General features: G+C 69.3%; 14 protein-coding genes. 5 read left to right on the forward strand and 9 right to left on the reverse strand.

The features are described 5' to 3' along the window. Positions 1 to 59: 59 nt before the first annotated feature. From BLT99_RS15000 to BLT99_RS15015, 4 genes are read right to left on the reverse strand one after another with little or no spacing between them, the layout of a single operon-like run. Positions 60 to 1,475 (reverse strand): polysaccharide biosynthesis tyrosine autokinase, encoded by a 1,416-nt coding sequence (locus tag BLT99_RS15000; RefSeq protein WP_092674201.1) that lies wholly within the window; start codon positions 1,473 to 1,475, stop codon positions 60 to 62. A gap of 15 nt (positions 1,476 to 1,490) precedes the next feature. Next, entirely contained in the window at positions 1,491 to 2,897 is a 1,407-nt protein-coding gene (locus tag BLT99_RS15005; RefSeq protein ID WP_092674204.1) for an O-antigen ligase family protein, read from the reverse strand. Then, positions 2,894 to 3,157 (reverse strand): PqqD family protein, encoded by a 264-nt coding sequence (locus tag BLT99_RS15010; RefSeq protein ID WP_092674207.1) that lies wholly within the window; start codon positions 3,155 to 3,157, stop codon positions 2,894 to 2,896. The genes BLT99_RS15005 and BLT99_RS15010 overlap by 4 nt, the downstream gene beginning before the upstream one ends. After that, complete coding sequence (locus BLT99_RS15015) at positions 3,154 to 4,185, reverse strand: MauE/DoxX family redox-associated membrane protein (RefSeq protein WP_092674210.1); 1,032 nt, start codon at positions 4,183 to 4,185, stop codon at positions 3,154 to 3,156. The genes BLT99_RS15010 and BLT99_RS15015 overlap by 4 nt, the downstream gene beginning before the upstream one ends. A 179-nt stretch (positions 4,186 to 4,364) precedes the next feature. On the opposite strand from BLT99_RS15015, the gene BLT99_RS15020 reads away from it, so the two are divergent. Then, on the forward strand, positions 4,365 to 6,074 hold the full coding sequence (locus BLT99_RS15020; RefSeq protein ID WP_157675009.1) for an ABC transporter ATP-binding protein: 1,710 nt from the start codon (positions 4,365 to 4,367) through the stop codon (positions 6,072 to 6,074). Here BLT99_RS15020 and BLT99_RS15025 read toward each other — a convergent pair. Further along, entirely contained in the window at positions 6,071 to 7,171 is a 1,101-nt protein-coding gene (locus BLT99_RS15025) for a glycosyltransferase family 4 protein (protein WP_166670912.1), read from the reverse strand. The genes BLT99_RS15020 and BLT99_RS15025 overlap by 4 nt on opposite strands. A 188-nt stretch (positions 7,172 to 7,359) precedes the next feature. Here BLT99_RS15025 and BLT99_RS15030 point away from each other — a divergent pair, with 188 nt between their 5' ends. Next, on the forward strand, positions 7,360 to 8,199 hold the full coding sequence (locus BLT99_RS15030) for a glycosyltransferase family 32 protein (RefSeq protein WP_157675010.1): 840 nt from the start codon (positions 7,360 to 7,362) through the stop codon (positions 8,197 to 8,199). A 37-nt stretch (positions 8,200 to 8,236) separates the two neighbouring features. Here the strand turns inward: BLT99_RS15030 and BLT99_RS15035 are convergent, their stop codons facing one another. Then, complete coding sequence (locus tag BLT99_RS15035) at positions 8,237 to 9,244, reverse strand: hypothetical protein (protein WP_133988527.1); 1,008 nt, start codon at positions 9,242 to 9,244, stop codon at positions 8,237 to 8,239. Between the two features lie 87 nt (positions 9,245 to 9,331). Between BLT99_RS15035 and BLT99_RS15040 the strand changes: the two genes are divergently transcribed. Continuing rightward, positions 9,332 to 10,291 (forward strand): glycosyltransferase family 2 protein, encoded by a 960-nt coding sequence (locus BLT99_RS15040; protein WP_092674224.1) that lies wholly within the window; start codon positions 9,332 to 9,334, stop codon positions 10,289 to 10,291. A gap of 68 nt (positions 10,292 to 10,359) precedes the next feature. On the opposite strand, the gene BLT99_RS15045 is transcribed toward BLT99_RS15040, so the two are convergent. Beyond that, positions 10,360 to 11,487, reverse strand: a complete 1,128-nt coding sequence (locus tag BLT99_RS15045; protein ID WP_092674227.1) for a glycosyltransferase — start codon at positions 11,485 to 11,487, stop codon at positions 10,360 to 10,362. A gap of 102 nt (positions 11,488 to 11,589) precedes the next feature. Here BLT99_RS15045 and BLT99_RS15050 point away from each other — a divergent pair, with 102 nt between their 5' ends. Then, positions 11,590 to 12,726, forward strand: a complete 1,137-nt coding sequence (locus tag BLT99_RS15050; protein ID WP_092674230.1) for a glycosyltransferase family 4 protein — start codon at positions 11,590 to 11,592, stop codon at positions 12,724 to 12,726. Positions 12,727 to 12,736: 10 nt separating this feature from the next. Here the strand turns inward: BLT99_RS15050 and BLT99_RS15055 are convergent, their stop codons facing one another. Both BLT99_RS15055 and BLT99_RS15060 read right to left on the reverse strand, forming a co-directional pair. Next, positions 12,737 to 13,789, reverse strand: coding sequence for a glycosyltransferase family 4 protein (locus BLT99_RS15055; protein ID WP_166670911.1), 1,053 nt, complete (start codon positions 13,787 to 13,789; stop codon positions 12,737 to 12,739). Beyond that, complete coding sequence (locus BLT99_RS15060; RefSeq protein ID WP_172802985.1) at positions 13,786 to 15,000, reverse strand: glycosyltransferase; 1,215 nt, start codon at positions 14,998 to 15,000, stop codon at positions 13,786 to 13,788. Before BLT99_RS15060 ends, BLT99_RS15055 begins: the two co-directional genes overlap by 4 nt. A gap of 166 nt (positions 15,001 to 15,166) precedes the next feature. On the opposite strand from BLT99_RS15060, the gene BLT99_RS15065 reads away from it, so the two are divergent. Then, positions 15,167 to 16,204, forward strand: coding sequence for a glycosyltransferase family 4 protein (locus tag BLT99_RS15065; protein ID WP_229724570.1), 1,038 nt, complete (start codon positions 15,167 to 15,169; stop codon positions 16,202 to 16,204). Positions 16,205 to 16,215: the final 11 nt, after the last annotated feature.

The raw sequence follows: 16,215 nt of genomic DNA on the forward strand, positions 1-16,215 counted from the left end.
ATCCCCCGCTCGGCTCATGCTGGCGGCTCCGCAGCGACTGCATCAGGCGCTGGCATCGCTCAGGCCGTCTCTGCCGCTGCGCGGCCGGTCGCCCGCTTCCGACTGCTCCCGCTGGCGTAGTCCTGCACGTACGCGGCTGCCGCATACGGCGAAGCGTCGCCGCCCTTCAACGGCACCTTGTTGAGCACCAGTCCGAGGGCCCGGCCATTGACCTTGTGGACCGCGTCAAGTGCCTTCTCGACGAAGTCGTAGTTGGTCTTGCCCACGCCGACGACCAAGAGTGCCCCGTCGGCTTGCTGCGTCAGCACGGCGCCATCGGTGACGGCGAGCAGCGGTGGCGCATCGATGATGACGGTAGCGTGCTTCGCGAGGTCCTCGAGCAGCTGACGCATGCGAGCCGAGCCGAGCACTTCGCTCGGGTTCGGCGGGATCGTCCCAGCGGCGAGCACGAGCAGGTGGGCGTCGTGAGGCGTGCGTTGCAGCACATCGGCGACGGAGGCGCGCCCGGTCAGCACATCGCTGAGGCCTGCTCCCCCCGGCAACTCGAGATTGGATGCGACCATCGGTCGGCGGAGGTCGCCGTCGACCAATACCACAGGCTCGCCGCTGCGAGCGAGCGTCAGGGCGAGGTTGCACGCGATCGTCGACTTCCCGTCGCCGGGCAGCGGGCTCGTGACGACTATCTTGCGCGGCGGATTGTCCACATCCATAAAGCGAAGATTGGTGCGGAGCGTCCGCAGGGCCTCCGCGACCGGGAAGCTGCGCTCGTTCGGGGTGCCCGTCAGCAATGAGCTGACACCAGCGAGCACGGGCGACGACGGAATCGTACCCATCACCGGGACGTGGAGCTTCGCCTCGACGTCATCGGTCGCCCTGATGCGCCGATCGGATGCGGTGCGAATCAGCGCGAACGCGATGCCGGCACCGAGGCCCAGTACGCCGCCGACGATGAGCGCCGTCCGCGTGTCGGGGAAGACGGGTGCACTCGGCACGGTGGCTGCGGCCGCCGAATATATGCTGATCTGGGTGGGGTTGTCGTCACCGTCGACTGCGGTCACGGTGACCGCGAGCGCGTCGATCCACGCTTGCGCGAGCGCAGCAGCCTCTTCGGGGGTGTTCGCGCGCGCGGTGAACTTGATGATCGACGTGTTCTCGGGGTTCTCGACCGTGACGCGGGCGGCGACCGCTTCGGGGCTGGCAGTCAGCCCCAGATCGTCGATCGCCTCCTCCGCGACCTCTTTCCAGCCCGCCATGTCGAGAAGCGTCGGGACTTTCGCTCGGGCGGCACCGTCGTCGCTGATGAGCTGGCCGATCTCGTATTCGGTCTTGGCCTGGACGACCCCGCTCGCCGTCGCCTCGTAGACGGGGGTCTGCAGGAGGGACCAACCGTAGGCGGTGCCGACGCCGAGCAGCGTCATCAGCGTGATCGCCAGCCAATGACGGCGCAAACCGCGAAGGTAGTCGCGCAGTTCCATGCGCCCCCCTGGGAATCAGCCTCCGCCGACCGGGCGGTCGACGGCTCTATCGTAGGGCAGCGGGCGTGACAGGCCCCGTGGACGTACTGGCGACACACGTCCGATGTCCGAAGAGAGAGAGGCAACCGTCGAGTCACGCAAAGCGAGTGCGCCGAGGCAGATGCCGGCGATCACGAACGGCACGGACGTCTGTACACCGGCCCAGAAGAGGTCGAATTGCGCCTGGACGATCCGGCTCAGCACGGCCGCAAGCGCGAGCGTGCCGTACGCCTTGTCGACGCGCCAGAGTACGACGATGAAGCCCACCCACATGATCGCGAAGGCGACGAGTCCGAAAAGGCCTGCGGAGGCGACCACCTCGAGTTCTGCCTGGGGTGGTTGGTACGGCAGCGTCGGGTCGACATACCAGAAGCGCAGTCCGTGCCCGAAGATCGGCTCGTGCTTCCAGTATGCGTAGACCTCGCGGAACCATTGCAGTCGCTGGAACATGGAGTTGTGCCGGTTCTGCGACTCGAGCTGTTCGAGCACCATGGACACGGTGAGCCAGACGGCCGGCACGGCGAGCAGGATCAGCAGCTTCGATTGGCCGCCCCGACGCGCGGTGATCACGATCGCCGCAATGACGAGGCCGATCCAGGCCTGACGTGATTGGCTCATCACGATGGCGATGACCAGCAGCCACAATGCGGGGCGCGTCCATCGGGTGGAAAGGCCTGCCCAGGGCGGATGCACGTACGCGATCAACGCGACGAATGCGAGGGCGGTACCGACGAAATTCTTGTGCATCGGCCAGGGGATCTCGGGATATACCGGGCCGAAGTCTCCTCGGGCGTATTGCATGACGCCCCAGATCACCGTGCCGGCGGCGAGCAGGCAGCCGGCGACCAGCATCGCGGTGAAGGCCCACTTCGCGTAGCCGGCCCGTCCGATCGCCCAGCCCACCACGAGTGCGCCCGAGATCAGCAGCCAAGCATGGAACCATTCGACGGTGTTCTGTAGGTACGGGTTCACGATCACCGTGATGAGCGTGGCGAACTGGTACCCGAAATTGAACCACAACAGTGCTCGGAGCTCGCGGCTGTACGGCCGGTGACCGAGCAGCACGGCGGTTCCGAACGCAGCGGCGAGCGCGACGTCTGAGACCGAGATGTCGGCGCCACCCATGCTCGCCCGCTGTGCGACGAAGAGCGCCGGCATGGCCATCAGCGCGATCGCGAGCGGTTTCGACATCGTGAGGACCGCGCCGACGATGAGCGCTGCGAGCGCGATCCCGGTGATGAGGGCACCGCTGCCCGACCGATCGAGCAGCACGTAGGTGGCACCGACGGTGCCGGCGGCGATGATCGACCACCGCCAAGCGCCCGCCCACCAGTCCGCCACCCGGTCGCGCCACCGTGCCCGCTGCAGGTTTGCAGCCATCATGCGCCCGCCTCCACCAGCAGGCCACGAGCGACGAGGTCGTCGAGGAATGCGCTCACATGCGACGCGATCTCGTCGATAGGGCCGTCGACTTGGGCGAGCACCCGGTCGACGAGGTGCTCGCGGTCACCCTGCATCGCCTCGGTGAAGATCAGTGCCGCGACACCGTCGAGCACGAGGATCGGTCCTTCCGGCAGCGGCGCGAGGTAGATGGCCTCGCCGGAAGCCTCGAAGCCGATGTCTCGCGCGAGCGCGTACCTCATCCGCCGCGTGGACCTTCCTCGGGCGGACGCTCGCCGTGCAGGCTCTCGTAGATGTCGGCCACGAAGGACGTGATCGCCTGCGCTCCCTGCTCCGGACCGCCGGCGAGCAGCCCATCGACACCGAGCAGCACCGCGGCAGGAGTCCCCCAATCGGCGATGGACGCCCGCACGTTTTGCTCGGGATCGTGCAGCGTCTGCGGATGGTCGAGTTCGGTGAGCGAGCTCTCCTCGGGCAGCCGCGAGAGCAGCATCCGGACCTCGACTTCGGGAAGGAGCGCGCGCCACTCAGGCACTCGCTCGATGACCGGACCGCAGGAGCCGCACGTCTCGGACACGGCGAGCAGGAGGATCGGCCGCTTGCGAGACAGCGATCGCAGGTTGGCCGGCCCACCGTCACCGAGAATCACCGGGACCGCCGGCGTCCTGGAGCGCACATAGTCGAGCTCGTCTTCCGCAGAGCCAGATGTGCCGGTGATGGCCGGGATCGCCTCGGCGCGGGCCTGCTCCGGATGGCGCCAGACGATCACGGCGGTGGTGAATGCGGCGGCCGCAAGCGCGACGAGCCAACCCCGGTCGGCGCCCAGGGCCGCGACCGCGCCACCCCCAAGCGGTGCCGCCCAGACCGTTGCCGCCGTCGTCACCGCGAGGATCAGCAGCCACACGTTGCGGAGGAGCGTCACCCCGGTGACCGGCGCCGATTCGCCGAAGCACGCGCAGGAGGCATCTGTGCCCGACTGCCGGGCCTTCGACCAGGCGCGACCGATCAGCCAGGTGTACGCCGCCATCAGCGCGACGGCGGCGAGTGCGGCGAGCATGCCGAGCAGCCCTCCGAGGAGGGCCAGAGCGAGACCGAGGACGAGTTCGCCCCACGGGTGCGTCTTCAGCAGCCATTCCTTGCGGAAGACCGACGGCACACCCAGGTCGGTCCATCCTCCGAGATCGTCGGGCCGGCTGAACTTGCCGATGGCACTCGCAATCATGACCGCGGCGAGGATGAGCGCGGGGGCGGCGATGAGGGCGGGCGACACGACATGATCCTACCGAGGCGACCCGTATAAGCTGCTCTCGCGAGTCGGGTCGGGCTCGCCGCGGCAATGAGGGAACGATGGGAACACCGGCACGGGGCGACGGGCTCTTCTCTCAGTTGAGGCGGTTGCTCGGAATCGCAGGCGCCCGCCCGGCGGGCTGGGTCGTGACGACGGTCACGGTGTCCCTCGTTCTCGCCGGCCTCGATACGTTGGGTGTCGCCGCAATGGTGCCGCTCACACAGCTCATCGGCGGTGCCGAGACCGACTCCGGCGTACTCGCCGTGATCTCGGATGTGATCGGCACGAGCGATCCCACGGTGCTCATCCCGGTGGTGGCATCCGCCATCGCCGTGCTGTTCGTGGTGAAGAGCCTCGCGTCGATCGGCTTCCGCTGGCAACTGCTCGGTCGCACGACGCGCGTGTCGGCGGATGCGGCATCCGCACTTCTGCGCGGCTATGTGCTCGCACCGTACGCGGCGCATCGTGCGCGCCCGCTTCGCGAGGTCTATCGGAACGTCAACGACTCCGTCTCGCAGGGGACGTCGGTGTTGCTCGCGGTGGTCAGCATCTGCACCGATCTCGCGGTGCTGGTTGCGATCACCATCGTGCTCGCGATCACCGACCCGGTGGTCACCGTCGTCACCGTGCTCGTGTTCGGCGTGTTCGTCGTCGGCCTGCAGCGCCTGCTGCGCCGCACGCAGACCCGCCTCGGCGAGGAGTCGGCGGAAGTCGGACTCGAGGCATGGCAGTATCTGTTGCCGAGCCTCGACGGCTTCCGTGAGGCTCGGCTGAGCTCGCGCGGCGAGGATTTCGTGCGCGGGTACCGGAAGGCGCGACTGCGAGGTGCACGGCTCGGCCGAGATATGGGGATCATCGCCGACATCCCGCGCTATTCGCTCGAGATCGGGTTCGTCCTCGCGGTCGCCGCCATCTCGGCCTATCTCTTCAACGTCGGGACTCCCGCCGAGGCGTTCGTCGTACTGGGCGTGTTCGCTGCGGCCGCGCTGCGCGCCCTGCCCACACTCACCAGGGTGTCCTCGAACATCGCCACGCTGCGCACCGGGCAGCCGGGCCTGCGTATCTTCCTGGCGGCGGCCGACGAGCTCCGCAGCGTCGGTGCGCACGATGAGCAACCCCGTGATCACACGCGCTACCTGGGAGACATCGTCATCGATGGGGTGGAGTTCCGGTACCCGGACTCGAGCGACCCGGTGCTGGACCGGGTCTCGCTCCGTATTCCGCAGAACTCCACGATGGCCTTCGTGGGATCGAGTGGGGCAGGGAAGAGCACCCTGATCGATCTCGTGCTCGGGCTGCTCGAGCCGACCCGCGGAACGATCGAATGCGGCGGCAGACCCATCGCCGACGACCGTGCCGCCTGGTACGCGGGTCTCGGGGTCGTTCCTCAGGACGTCTTCCTGTTCAACGACACGATCGCGATGAATGTGGCGTTCGAGGTGGATGCGGACCGCGTGGACCTCGACCGCGTCGACGAGGCGCTCGCGATGGCCCAACTCGATGGCATCGTCGCCGCCATGCCCAACGGCGTGGACACGGTGGTCGGCGAGCGCGGGGTGCGGCTCTCGGGCGGGCAGCGTCAGCGGTTGGGCATCGCGCGCGCGCTCTATCGCCGCCCGAGCGTGCTCGTCCTCGACGAGGCCACGTCAGCACTCGACAACGAGACCGAGCGCCAGATCTCCGAGACTCTGGCGAAGCTCGGCGGGACGATGACGATTCTGATCGTCGCGCACCGGCTGTCGACGGTCCGGCATGCCGACACGCTGGTCTTCCTGAAGGACGGCCGCATCGAGGCACAGGGCGGGTTCGAGGACGTGCGATCGTCGAACGACGAGTTCGCCCGGCTGGTCGAACTCGGCCGACTGGACTAGTCCGGCGATCCAGCGTGGAAGCCGGGCACCGCGGCATCGAGGACTTCCCGCAGGCGCCCCCATGCCCACGACCAGTCGTGTGCCTCCGCCCATCTGCGTCCCGCCCAGCCGATCTCGCGACGACGCTCGGGGTGCTCGAGCAGGCGGCGGAAGGTCGCCGCAAGTTCGGCCGGGTCATCGGGTGTGACGAGCAGACTCGCAGGGCCTGCCGCCTCGGGGATGCCGCCTACCCTGCTGGCAACGACGGGTACGCCGGACGCGAGGCCCTCGCCCAGGGTCAGACCGCTGGGTTCGGGCCATCGGGAGGGCACGCAGAGCACATCCGCGGATCGGAGCAGTTCCGGCAGCTCGGTTCGATCCACGAACGAACGGAACTCCACGCGGGCGTTCGAGCGTGCCGCAAGCGCTCTCAGCCCCGTCTCGTAGTCGGTGAGCGGTGCCGCGGAGTCGAACCCGGCACTGCCGACGACCACGATCTCCAGCTCGGAACGCGCGAACCCGGCCGCGGATCGCAGGAGCGTGTCGACGCCCTTCTCCGGCACCACGCGGCCCACGAACATGACGCGCATGGGGCCGCCGCGCGGTCCTTCCATCCTGGGCGTGAATCGAGCTGTATCGACACCGTTCCCGACGACATGCACCTTCGCTTCGTTCTCCGTGCCGACCGCGGCTCGGGTCCGCTCGGCGAGGTCTCGACTGACGCACACGATTCCGTCCGCCGGCCGCAGGGCTCTCGTTGCCTCGGGACGCGAGTACGTTCGCAGCAGCTCGTTGTGCGCGTACAGCACGACCCGATGAGGGGTGTTCCGCAAGAGCCACGGGAGCTGCGGCGCGTTGTGCGCCAGCACGATCGAAGGCGGCTGCGCGCGCAGGGCCGCGACGAGGGGCGCGAAGTACTCCGCGGTACCGAATCGCGGCACAGCCAAGCGGCCGAGCGCCGGATCGATGAACTGGCGGACGGGCGCCGGCACATGCCGACCCGCGTACTCGATGACATCCGCGCTCTCATACCGGGGCTGGAACGTCGAGCGCTCGACCACCACGGCGTGCCTGGGATCGCCGTGCGCCGATGCCGCGCGTGCGAGTCCATCGACCACGGTGGGTATCGCCGAACCCGTGCGGGGCGAGAAATGATCCCATGGAGTGATCGTGTGGATGACCCGAGTCATCGACCGACCAGCGACGCGCTGCCGACCGTCATTCGGACAGTGTACGGTCGGCGAATCGAGCGAGATAGCGCCGGTGCCGGCGCCGGTAGGCTCTCCCCGTGCGGATAGGCGACTCGATGAAGGCGGTCCAACGCCGCTGGAACAAGGTGCAGAGCCGTAATCCGGTGAATCTCTGGGTGGATCGAACCAGGGCCGACGTCATGAGCAGACTGTCTTCGCCGGATTTCTGGTACGGGCGATACCCGCACACCTTCCTCGAGCGACGTCCGCCGGACGGGGGTGACGCCGCCTCCCAGGTTCCCGAGGTCATCTGGTGCTTCTGGACGGGCAGCAATCCGCTGACCCCGAATCGCGCGGCGTGCCTGGCGCAGATGCGCGAGGTCAACCCGCACACACCGGTGGAGCTCATCACGCCCGAGCGGCTCCCGAGCTTCGTGGTGTCGACCCATCCCTTGCACCGCGCATACGACGACCTCTCGTTGGTGCACCGTTCCGACTATCTGAGGGCTTACTTCCTGCACCACTTCGGCGGCGGGTACTCCGACCTCAAGCAGTTGAGAGGTCCTTGGCGTTCCGCCCTCGACCGCATGCGGACGTCGGACGCGTGGCTGATTGGCCCACCGCTGACGCACCCGGCCTGGGCGGGTGAGGGGCCGGGGCGGCTCGGCGCCCACCTGAGGCGGTACTACCGCAGGATCGCGTCCGAGAGCACGCTCATCGCGAAGTCCCACACGCCCCTCACGGGGGAATGGCTTCGCGAGGTCGAGCGACGCCTCGATTACCAGGCTCCCGCGCTGGCGGAAGCAGAGGGCGGGATCTGGGGCCAGGAACCGGGCTATCCGATCTCGTGGACCGGGCTGCTCGGAGACGTGCTGCATCCGCTCTGCCTGAAGTACGGCGATCGGGTGGTCCTCGACGATTCGATCGCCTGGGTGGAGGACGTTCCGTACCGGTAGTCCCCGCGCAATGTCGGCGGCCGTCGTTGTCGCAGCTTCACCGGCTGGCGACGATCACGTCGTCGAGTGCATCGAGCAGCGTCGTGCTTGCGACCGGGTCGACCTTCCGACAGAACGGCGATCCCGAATCGAGCAGGATCTCGAGATCATCCCGTGTCCAGGTCTTGGGCTCATCGCGAGCGACATCCCACACCATATGGCTGACCGGTGGGAGCGGTGCGGGCGGGCGACGCCAGGCGAGCGCGGTGACCAGGGCGGACTCGTCGGGGATGATCGACCGGCGATACAGGCGTCGCAGCCGGGAACCGGGCGCGAGGTCGACATGGACCAGTCGATCGAGTTCTCGTCGGTGGAGGGCGAGCCATTGGCTGCCGTACCAGCACGGGGTGGTCGGCCCGAACGGCGAGGGGATGCGACGGACGCCCCAGTAGACACCCCGCCCCCGGGTGACGTGACGGACGCTCACGAGCGGTTCCGCCCGCAGGGCGATCGCATCGCGCAGTCTCCTCAGGAAGTCGCCGCTCCGGCCGGGGACGCGGATGCCCATGCGGCTCGCGGGTGTGCGGAACCATCGATACGCGTAGCGCGTGAGGTTGTCCGAACCGACGCCGCGGCGGCGGCCCCATCGAGGCGTGTAGTCGATGGGCTCAGCGGAACCGATCCAGCCCTGCGCAGCGATCGCCTCGGACTCCCATTCCTCGAGCCTCCGAACCGGGTAGTCCTGACCCGAGATGAGGCAGACGAGGTCGGGGTCCGTACGCTCCCGTGCTTGGATCAATGCCTCCAGCATCGCCTCGACGAGCTCCCACGAACCCCAGTCGGCTGCGAGACCGTGCTCGACGATCTCGATGCGCTCATCAGGCACTCGGGTCGGGAACGTCTCGTGGCGGCCGTCATGGGCGATGAGTACCCGCGAGCTCGGACTCGAGGCGAGGATGGCCTGCGCGAGCCGGTTCACCTGCGGCCAGTCCTTGTGGCTGAGAATGACGTAGCAGACTCGAGGCCGCCGGATCGCGGGCCCGGCTGAAGCTTCGCCTGACTGCACGCTGCCAGCATAGGATCGACGCGGCGCGTGGGCGATCGTGCCGGCAACCGGAGCCGAACCATTCCGGGCGGGCGGAGCTTGGAAAGCATGGGCGAGTCGGTACGGCTCAGCGTGTGCGTCGTCACCTACGAGCGTGCGGCGTTCCTGGAGCGATGCCTGGCGGCGCTGGCAACGGAGCTCGACGGTCGCGCCGAAGTCGTGATCGTGGACGCCTCGAGGAGCGACCACGCGCGCGAGGTTCGCGCGATCATGCCCAAGGCGACGTACGTGCACGCCCCCCAGCTCGCCGGTTGGATGACGCGGTCCCGCAACGAGGCCCTCCGGCACGTGCGCGGCGAACTGGTGGCGTTCCTCGACGACGACGTGGTCGTGCGACCGGGCTGGCAGGCGGCGCTCGAGGCGGCCTTCGATGCCGACGGTGTCGGCGCGGTCGCCGGCCGCACTTGCAATGGGCTCCCGGGCGAAGAGGAGTACGACCGGCCGATCGGTCGTCTCCTTCCCGACGGCAGTCTCACCGACGGCTTCGCAGCGGATGCACCGCGGCTCGTCGACGTCGACCACGGCATCGGCGCGAACATGTCGTTCCGGCGCACCGTCCTCGCCGCGCTCGGCGGATTCCGCGACGACTACCCGGGCACTGCCATCCGCGAGGACACCGACATGTTCCTCAGGGTGCGTGCAATGGGAGGCCGTTCGGTGTTCGCGCCCGAGGCGGTCGTCGACCACCTGCCCGCCCCCCACTTGCGGGGCGCCCGGTTCGACACGCGCTACAAGCTGTACGGACGGCGGAACCACATGGTGCTGCTGGCGCGCGACGCGGGCATCGGCTCACGCACGCTCTGGAGGTGGGTCGGAGCCCAGTTCCGGAACATCGGCGGCGCGTCCGGTCTCCGGGCGAGGGCGCAGCGGCTCGGCGTGACGACCCTCGGGATCCTCTGGGGCGCGGCCGCCATGCTGCGAGACGCAAGCTGGCGACCGACGCCACCGCAACGGACCGACCCGGCCGGCAACGAACTGCGGCGCAGGCTCGGTGGCGCTCCCATCTGATCGGCCCTAATCAGCCCGACCTGGCTCGTCGAGCCCTGCGGCCGATCGAACGCGATCGACGGCCGATCTCAATTCCCCATGCTCGCCAGCACCCCGGCCATCGCTTCGACGCGCTCGCTCCAGTCGGGGACCGCTCCGGCGCCACCATCGGTGCGCTCGGGGAAGCGCCACGTCGCGGGCAGCGCCGCCGCCACAGCTGCCGGGAAGTCATCGTCGTCCGCGATGGTGATGCGCGGATCATCGGCATCGCGGAAGCCGGCGACCGCCGTCGACACGACCGGCCGCCCCACCGCTTGGTACTCGTAGAGCTTGATCGGATCCAGGCTATCGGTGAAGGTGGTGACGACATGCGGCACCACGAGCACGTCGGCGTGCTGGAGGTAGCCGATCACCTCGTTCCGCGCACGGGGTCCTAGGAGCACGACACCGGCGAGACGCAGGCGCTCTTCATCGGTGGACGAGAGCGCATTCGGGCCGACCAACACGAGCGAGGCATCCGGCCCGATCGTGCGCGCCGTCTCGGCACAGAGCTCGACATCGAGGCGATCGCGGTGCAACGTGCCGAGGTACAGCGCGACCGCACCCTCCGGCAGGTCGCTCGGGCGGGGCACCGGACGGCCGTAGGCGGCGGTGTCGACCGCATTGCGCACGAGCACGACCTCACGGACCGCCTGCCTGCGCCGCACGAGCTCTGGCGAGCACACCACGACCACGCGGGCGATTCGCATGAGTGAGGCCTCGCTTGCCGTGATCCGCTCGAGTTCCGCCGCGGGGCGGTCCGCGGCGAGCCAGTCGTCGGTGATGTCGTAGAGCGTCGGCCAGCCGGTGCGCTCGGCGAGCACCGCCATGCCGGGATCGTTGATCCAGAGCAGTGGATGGCGCATGCCGAGGCGAGCAGCGCCCCGGACGATGCCATGGGCGAGCCGGTCGTCGGTCCGAGCGTCGAGCCGACGAGGCATCCACTTGGTGAGCTGCAGCCGGTGCAGGCGACTCGGTGCGATGTCGTGGATCTCGCTCAGGCCGCGCCCGAGACGAGGCCGCCGCTTGGAGCGCAGGTCGTGCGTGGGATCGGCCGGGGGCTCGACGAACAGCACGCGAAGCGCGGGGTCGCGGGCGAGGAGGCCCGCGACAAGATGCTGATTGCGCCGCCAGACCTGATCCCAGGGCTCGAGCGAGACGACGATGAGGTCGGTCATTCGGCTCCGTCCGCGAAGGAGGGTGACGACTCAGCGTAGCCGAGGTCGCGGGCGCTGGGCGCCCGGCGCTGAGGCGCCGATATCGTGGTGCCGGGAGGTCCGATGCGCATCGTGCAGATCGTGCCGTTCGTCGGCCCGGGGAGCGGCGTCGCCGGGGTCGCGTGGAACCTCGATCGGGAATTGCGGGCCCTCGGGGTGGATGTCGAGAACTTCACGTTGGCGACTGCGGCGCGCGGGCTGCGCGAGGTTCGAGTTCGCGGCTGGCGCACCGCGCGCATCGCGCAGGCGCAGCGCATGATCTGGTTCAGTCTCGTCGGCACGCGGCGGGCGAAGGCGTTCCTCGCCGAGCGACCCGACGCGGTCTCGATCTGCCACAACAACGCGATGGTGGGCGACATCTACGTGAATCATGGCGTACTGCTCGCTGCGATGCGGGCGCGCGGCAATTCGGCGTTGCGGTTCCTGCGCGACCCGACGCACATCTTCACGCATGCCCGCGACCTGATCCGGTACCGCTCGGATGTCCACCGTCGCATCGTCGTCCTGAGTGAGCCGGAGGCCGACGTGCTCAGGCGCACCTACGGCCGCGTCCACCCGCCGATCACGGTGATTCCGAATGGCGTGGACCTCGACCGGTTCCGCCCGCCGAGCGATGTCGAGCGCCGAGAGGCGCGCGAGCGGTTCCGGCTCGACGATGAGGACCGCGTCGCCGTGTTCGTCGGGCACGAGTTCGATCGCAAGGGCCTGCCCCTCGTGCTCGAGGCGCTCGCGGCGGCGTCCACCGTGCTGCTCATGGTCGTCGGCGGCAATGCCAGGCTGCTCGCCCAGGCGCAGGCGGCCGCGACGCGACTCGGGGTGGCGGATCGGGTGCTGTTCGTGGGCCAACAGGGCGACGTGCGACCGTTTCTCGCGGCAGCCGACATGTTCGTCTTGCCGAGTCACTACGAGTCGAGCGGTCTCGTCTTCCTCGAAGCCCTCGCGAGCGGGCTCCCCGTCGTCGCGACCCGGGTGGGCGCGGCCGCCGAGCTCGTGCGAGACGGCCAGAACGGCTTCCTGGTGGGCGGGGATCCCCGCGACATCGCCGATCGGCTCGAGCATCTCGCGGCTGAAGACCTCGCACCCTGGCGCGAACGCGCACGTGCGAGCGTCGCGGGCTGGACGTGGACGGACGTCGCGCGCCGGTATCTCGAGTTGGCCGAGCAGATCGCCGCCGAGCGGGCGCCTTCAGGGGCGTCGTGACGGGCGCGCGTCAGACCGGCGTCGGCCTGCGCAGCACGCTCCGGTACACGCGCTCGGTTCCGGCGGCCTGGGCGCGCAGTGAGAATCGCCGCTGCTGCACCGAGTGCATCACCACTCCGAGTGCCGACCGGGAATCGTCGTCGTCGGCGAGGCGCCGCAGCATCCGCGCGGCGTCGTCGGGGTGGTCGACGGCGAACAAGCACCGATCCTCGAGTCCTTCGAACACGTCGAGATGTCCGGCTGCGCCAGCCGCGACGACCGGCATTCCTCCCGCCATCGCCTCGAGCACGGTGAGGCCGAGTCCTTCGACTGGACAGGGCGCGATGAGCAGGCCGGCACGGTCCATGACCTCGGGCAGGTCCGCCCGGTAGCCGAGGAACCGGACCGCCCGCGCTATGCCGAGGTCACGCGCGAGTTGTTCGAGAGCGACCTGCTCGGGGCCGTGGCCGGCGATCTCGAGGGTCCAGCCCATCTCGGCCAGGCCCGCCGCCGCGAAGGCCCGGATGCCGACGTGGCCGTGCTTCTCGGGTTGCAGCCGCTGGGCCATGAGCACCGTCCGCCCGCGAAGCAGGCCGTCGCGCATCGGTCGGGCCTCCACGCCGGAGTGGACCACGGTGCTCGGGCCGTCGATCGCCGACGCGACCGCCCGGCTGATCGAGATCTGGGCGTCGATGAATGGGCGGACGAGCGGTCCCACCGGGATCGGGCCGACTCGTCCGTGCGGCTTCGCGAAGTGCCGTGTCACGACGACGGCCGGGCGCCGAACGCGTCCGGCCAGGCCGGCTGCCGTGCCGAGCTCGGCGGCGGTCATGTGCGCGTTGACGACATCGAATGCGGAAGCCGACCGTCGGACGGCCCGAGCGACCTCGTGCGTATGGGGCGCGGCGGTGTGCGGAATGCCGATCGGGTCGAGCGACTCGCGCATCTGCTCGGTGGCTCCGCCGATCACTGCGACGTCGTGCCCGTCGGCCTGCTGCTGGCGGGCGAGGCGCAGGACGAAGCGTTCGACGCCCGAGAACCCGTCGGAGCGAATCGCATGCAGGATGCGCAACTGCGATCTCACGACCGCCTCGGCTTCCGCAACTCCTCGAGCAGGTCGAGGTAGCGATCCGCGATCGCGGGCCACCCATGGTGTTCGGCGGTGGAGCGGGCCAGAGCACGCCACGGGACGAGGTCACGCCGCGAGAGCTCGTCCAGACGCGCACCGATCACCGCCGGGTCGCCTTCCACGAGGTAGCCGTTCTCGCCATCGGAGACGAGTTCGGGGGCGAATCCCACCCGGGTCGCGACCACGGGCAGGCCGCACGCGAGCGCTTCGAGGAATACGAGGCCGCTCGATTCGTAGTGGCTCGGCAGCACGAATACGTCGGCGGCGTGGTAAAAGGTCACGACATCGCTGTGTGCCCCCGCGAATGCGACGCGGTCAGCGACACCGTATCGCCGAGCGAGCTCACTCGCTTGGCGGATCATCGGCGAAGTGCCACCGACCACGACGAGGCCTACGCCGTGGGCGTCTCGAAGTGCCTCAATGGCGAGCGGCAGTCCCTTGCGCTCGAATTCGTGGCCGACGAATAGCGCGAGCATCAGATCGTCGGCCAACTCGACCCGTGCCCGTGCGGTGGCGCGCTCCTGCGGTGTGGCCGGCCTGAACACCTCCGTATCGACACCGTTCGGGATCACGCGGATGGGCGGGCGCACGCGACCGTAGGTCGACACGAGCAGCTCGGCTTCGTGCTCGGTCAGGGCGACGACGGCGCGGTGAGCCGTCCCGCGATACCGCGCGCGGTCGCGAGCCGCCGTGAAGAGGTGCACGGGATTGCGCACCATCCGCCAGAAGTAGTTGCCACGGGCTCGCATCGCCACCTGCAGCAGGCCGTGATTGACGTAGACATCACCGGCGAGCACGTCGTTGTGGCAAATGCTGACCGCATCCGGTCGCTCGGCGAGGAACCGCCTCGCCCTCATCGTGCCGACGGTGCTGAACCACACTACGTTCCCGGCACGCTCGAGGTGCATGCCGATCGCGGACTTCGGACGTCCACTGCGATGGCGACCCGCCGTCGCAGCTGTGAAGCGCTCCACGGTCGCCCCCCGCGCAAGGAATTCCCGTTCGAGATTGAACGCGACGCCCTCGACACCGCTCCCACGGGTAATGGCCGGCGAGATCTGCACGATATGGAGGTCGGTCGAACGGCGGGCATCGGCGTGAACCGCGTCGGCACGCAGGACGTCGGGCAGTTCGGAGGCGTTTGACGCCTCGGATGCTGCACCCACGACTCTCCCAGCTCTTTCGCGCCCTCTCGGCGGCTTCGGCCAGCCCGAACTCAAGCAGCAACCCTATCCCGCTCCGGCCCCCGGTGCCTGAGCGCGTCAGCCCCAGCCCGTAAGCTCGGATGTCGTGCAGGACAGCGCAAGTGACCGGTCCCACCAGGCTCCGTCGGTGCTCACGATCGCAACCGTCGCGACCTCGGCGCCGATGGGGGCGTCCGTCTATGAGGAGCGCGTCACCGAGCGTGCCGCGGGGGCGCTGGGCGACGGTTGGGCGGTCCGTCGTTCGGTGTTCCGTTCGATGTCGTCCCCGCTTCCAGGGAATCGCCGCCTCCCGTTCGGCGCCGTCACGCGGGCCTCTCCGGCGATCCGCCGGCAGTTCGGCCGGCTGCTCTATCCCGGAGGCACGGTCACCCACCGGATGAACCTTGAGCTGCCGCCCGCGTCTCACGGGGATGTCATCACGCTCCACGACGTGGTCGCGTGGCGGTTCCCCGACGAGTCGACGCCGGTCGCCGCCGCCGCAGAGGAGGCCCGTCGAGCGGATGCCGTGATCTGCGTGTCGGAGTTCAGCGCGAACGAGGCCGTCGAGTTCCTCGGAGTACGCGACCCATACGTCGTGCACAACGGCATCGACGAGGCGTTCTTCGACGCCGCGCCCCTGGGCGAGGCCGACCGGGCTGCGCTGGGGCTGCCCGACCGATACGTGCTGCATGCGGGAGGGGCGTCAAGTCGGAAGAACCTGCCCGCGCTCGCGGAGGCCTGGCCGCTCGTGCATCGGAACCGGCCCGAGCTCACGCTCGTGCTCAGCGGCCCTCCGCACCCGACGCGTACCGCGCTCTTCGAGGGTTTGCCCGGCACGCGACTGCTCGGCCGCGTCGCCGATGCGCTCGTCCCGGGTCTCGTCGCCGGCGCCGCCGCGGTCGTCGTGCCCTCCCTCTACGAGGGGTTCGGCCTGCCCGTCCTCGAGGCCATGGCCGCGAACGTGCCCGTCGTCGCGGCCCGAACGAGCAGCCTCCCCGAGATCGCCGGCGATGCCGCAGTGCTCGTCGAGCCCACCGGAGCCGGCGTGGCGGAGGGGCTCCTCGCCGTCACCGGCGATGCCTCCGCCGTCGCCGCGCTCGTGGCGGCGGGGCGAGCGCGGGCCTCGGGGTTCACCTGGGATGCCTCGGCGCGCGCACACGCGCGTGTCTGGCGCTCGCTCTCATGAACGGCCGCCTC

This window comes from Agromyces flavus (genome assembly GCF_900104685.1).
GTDB lineage: Bacteria > Actinomycetota > Actinomycetes > Actinomycetales > Microbacteriaceae > Agromyces > Agromyces flavus.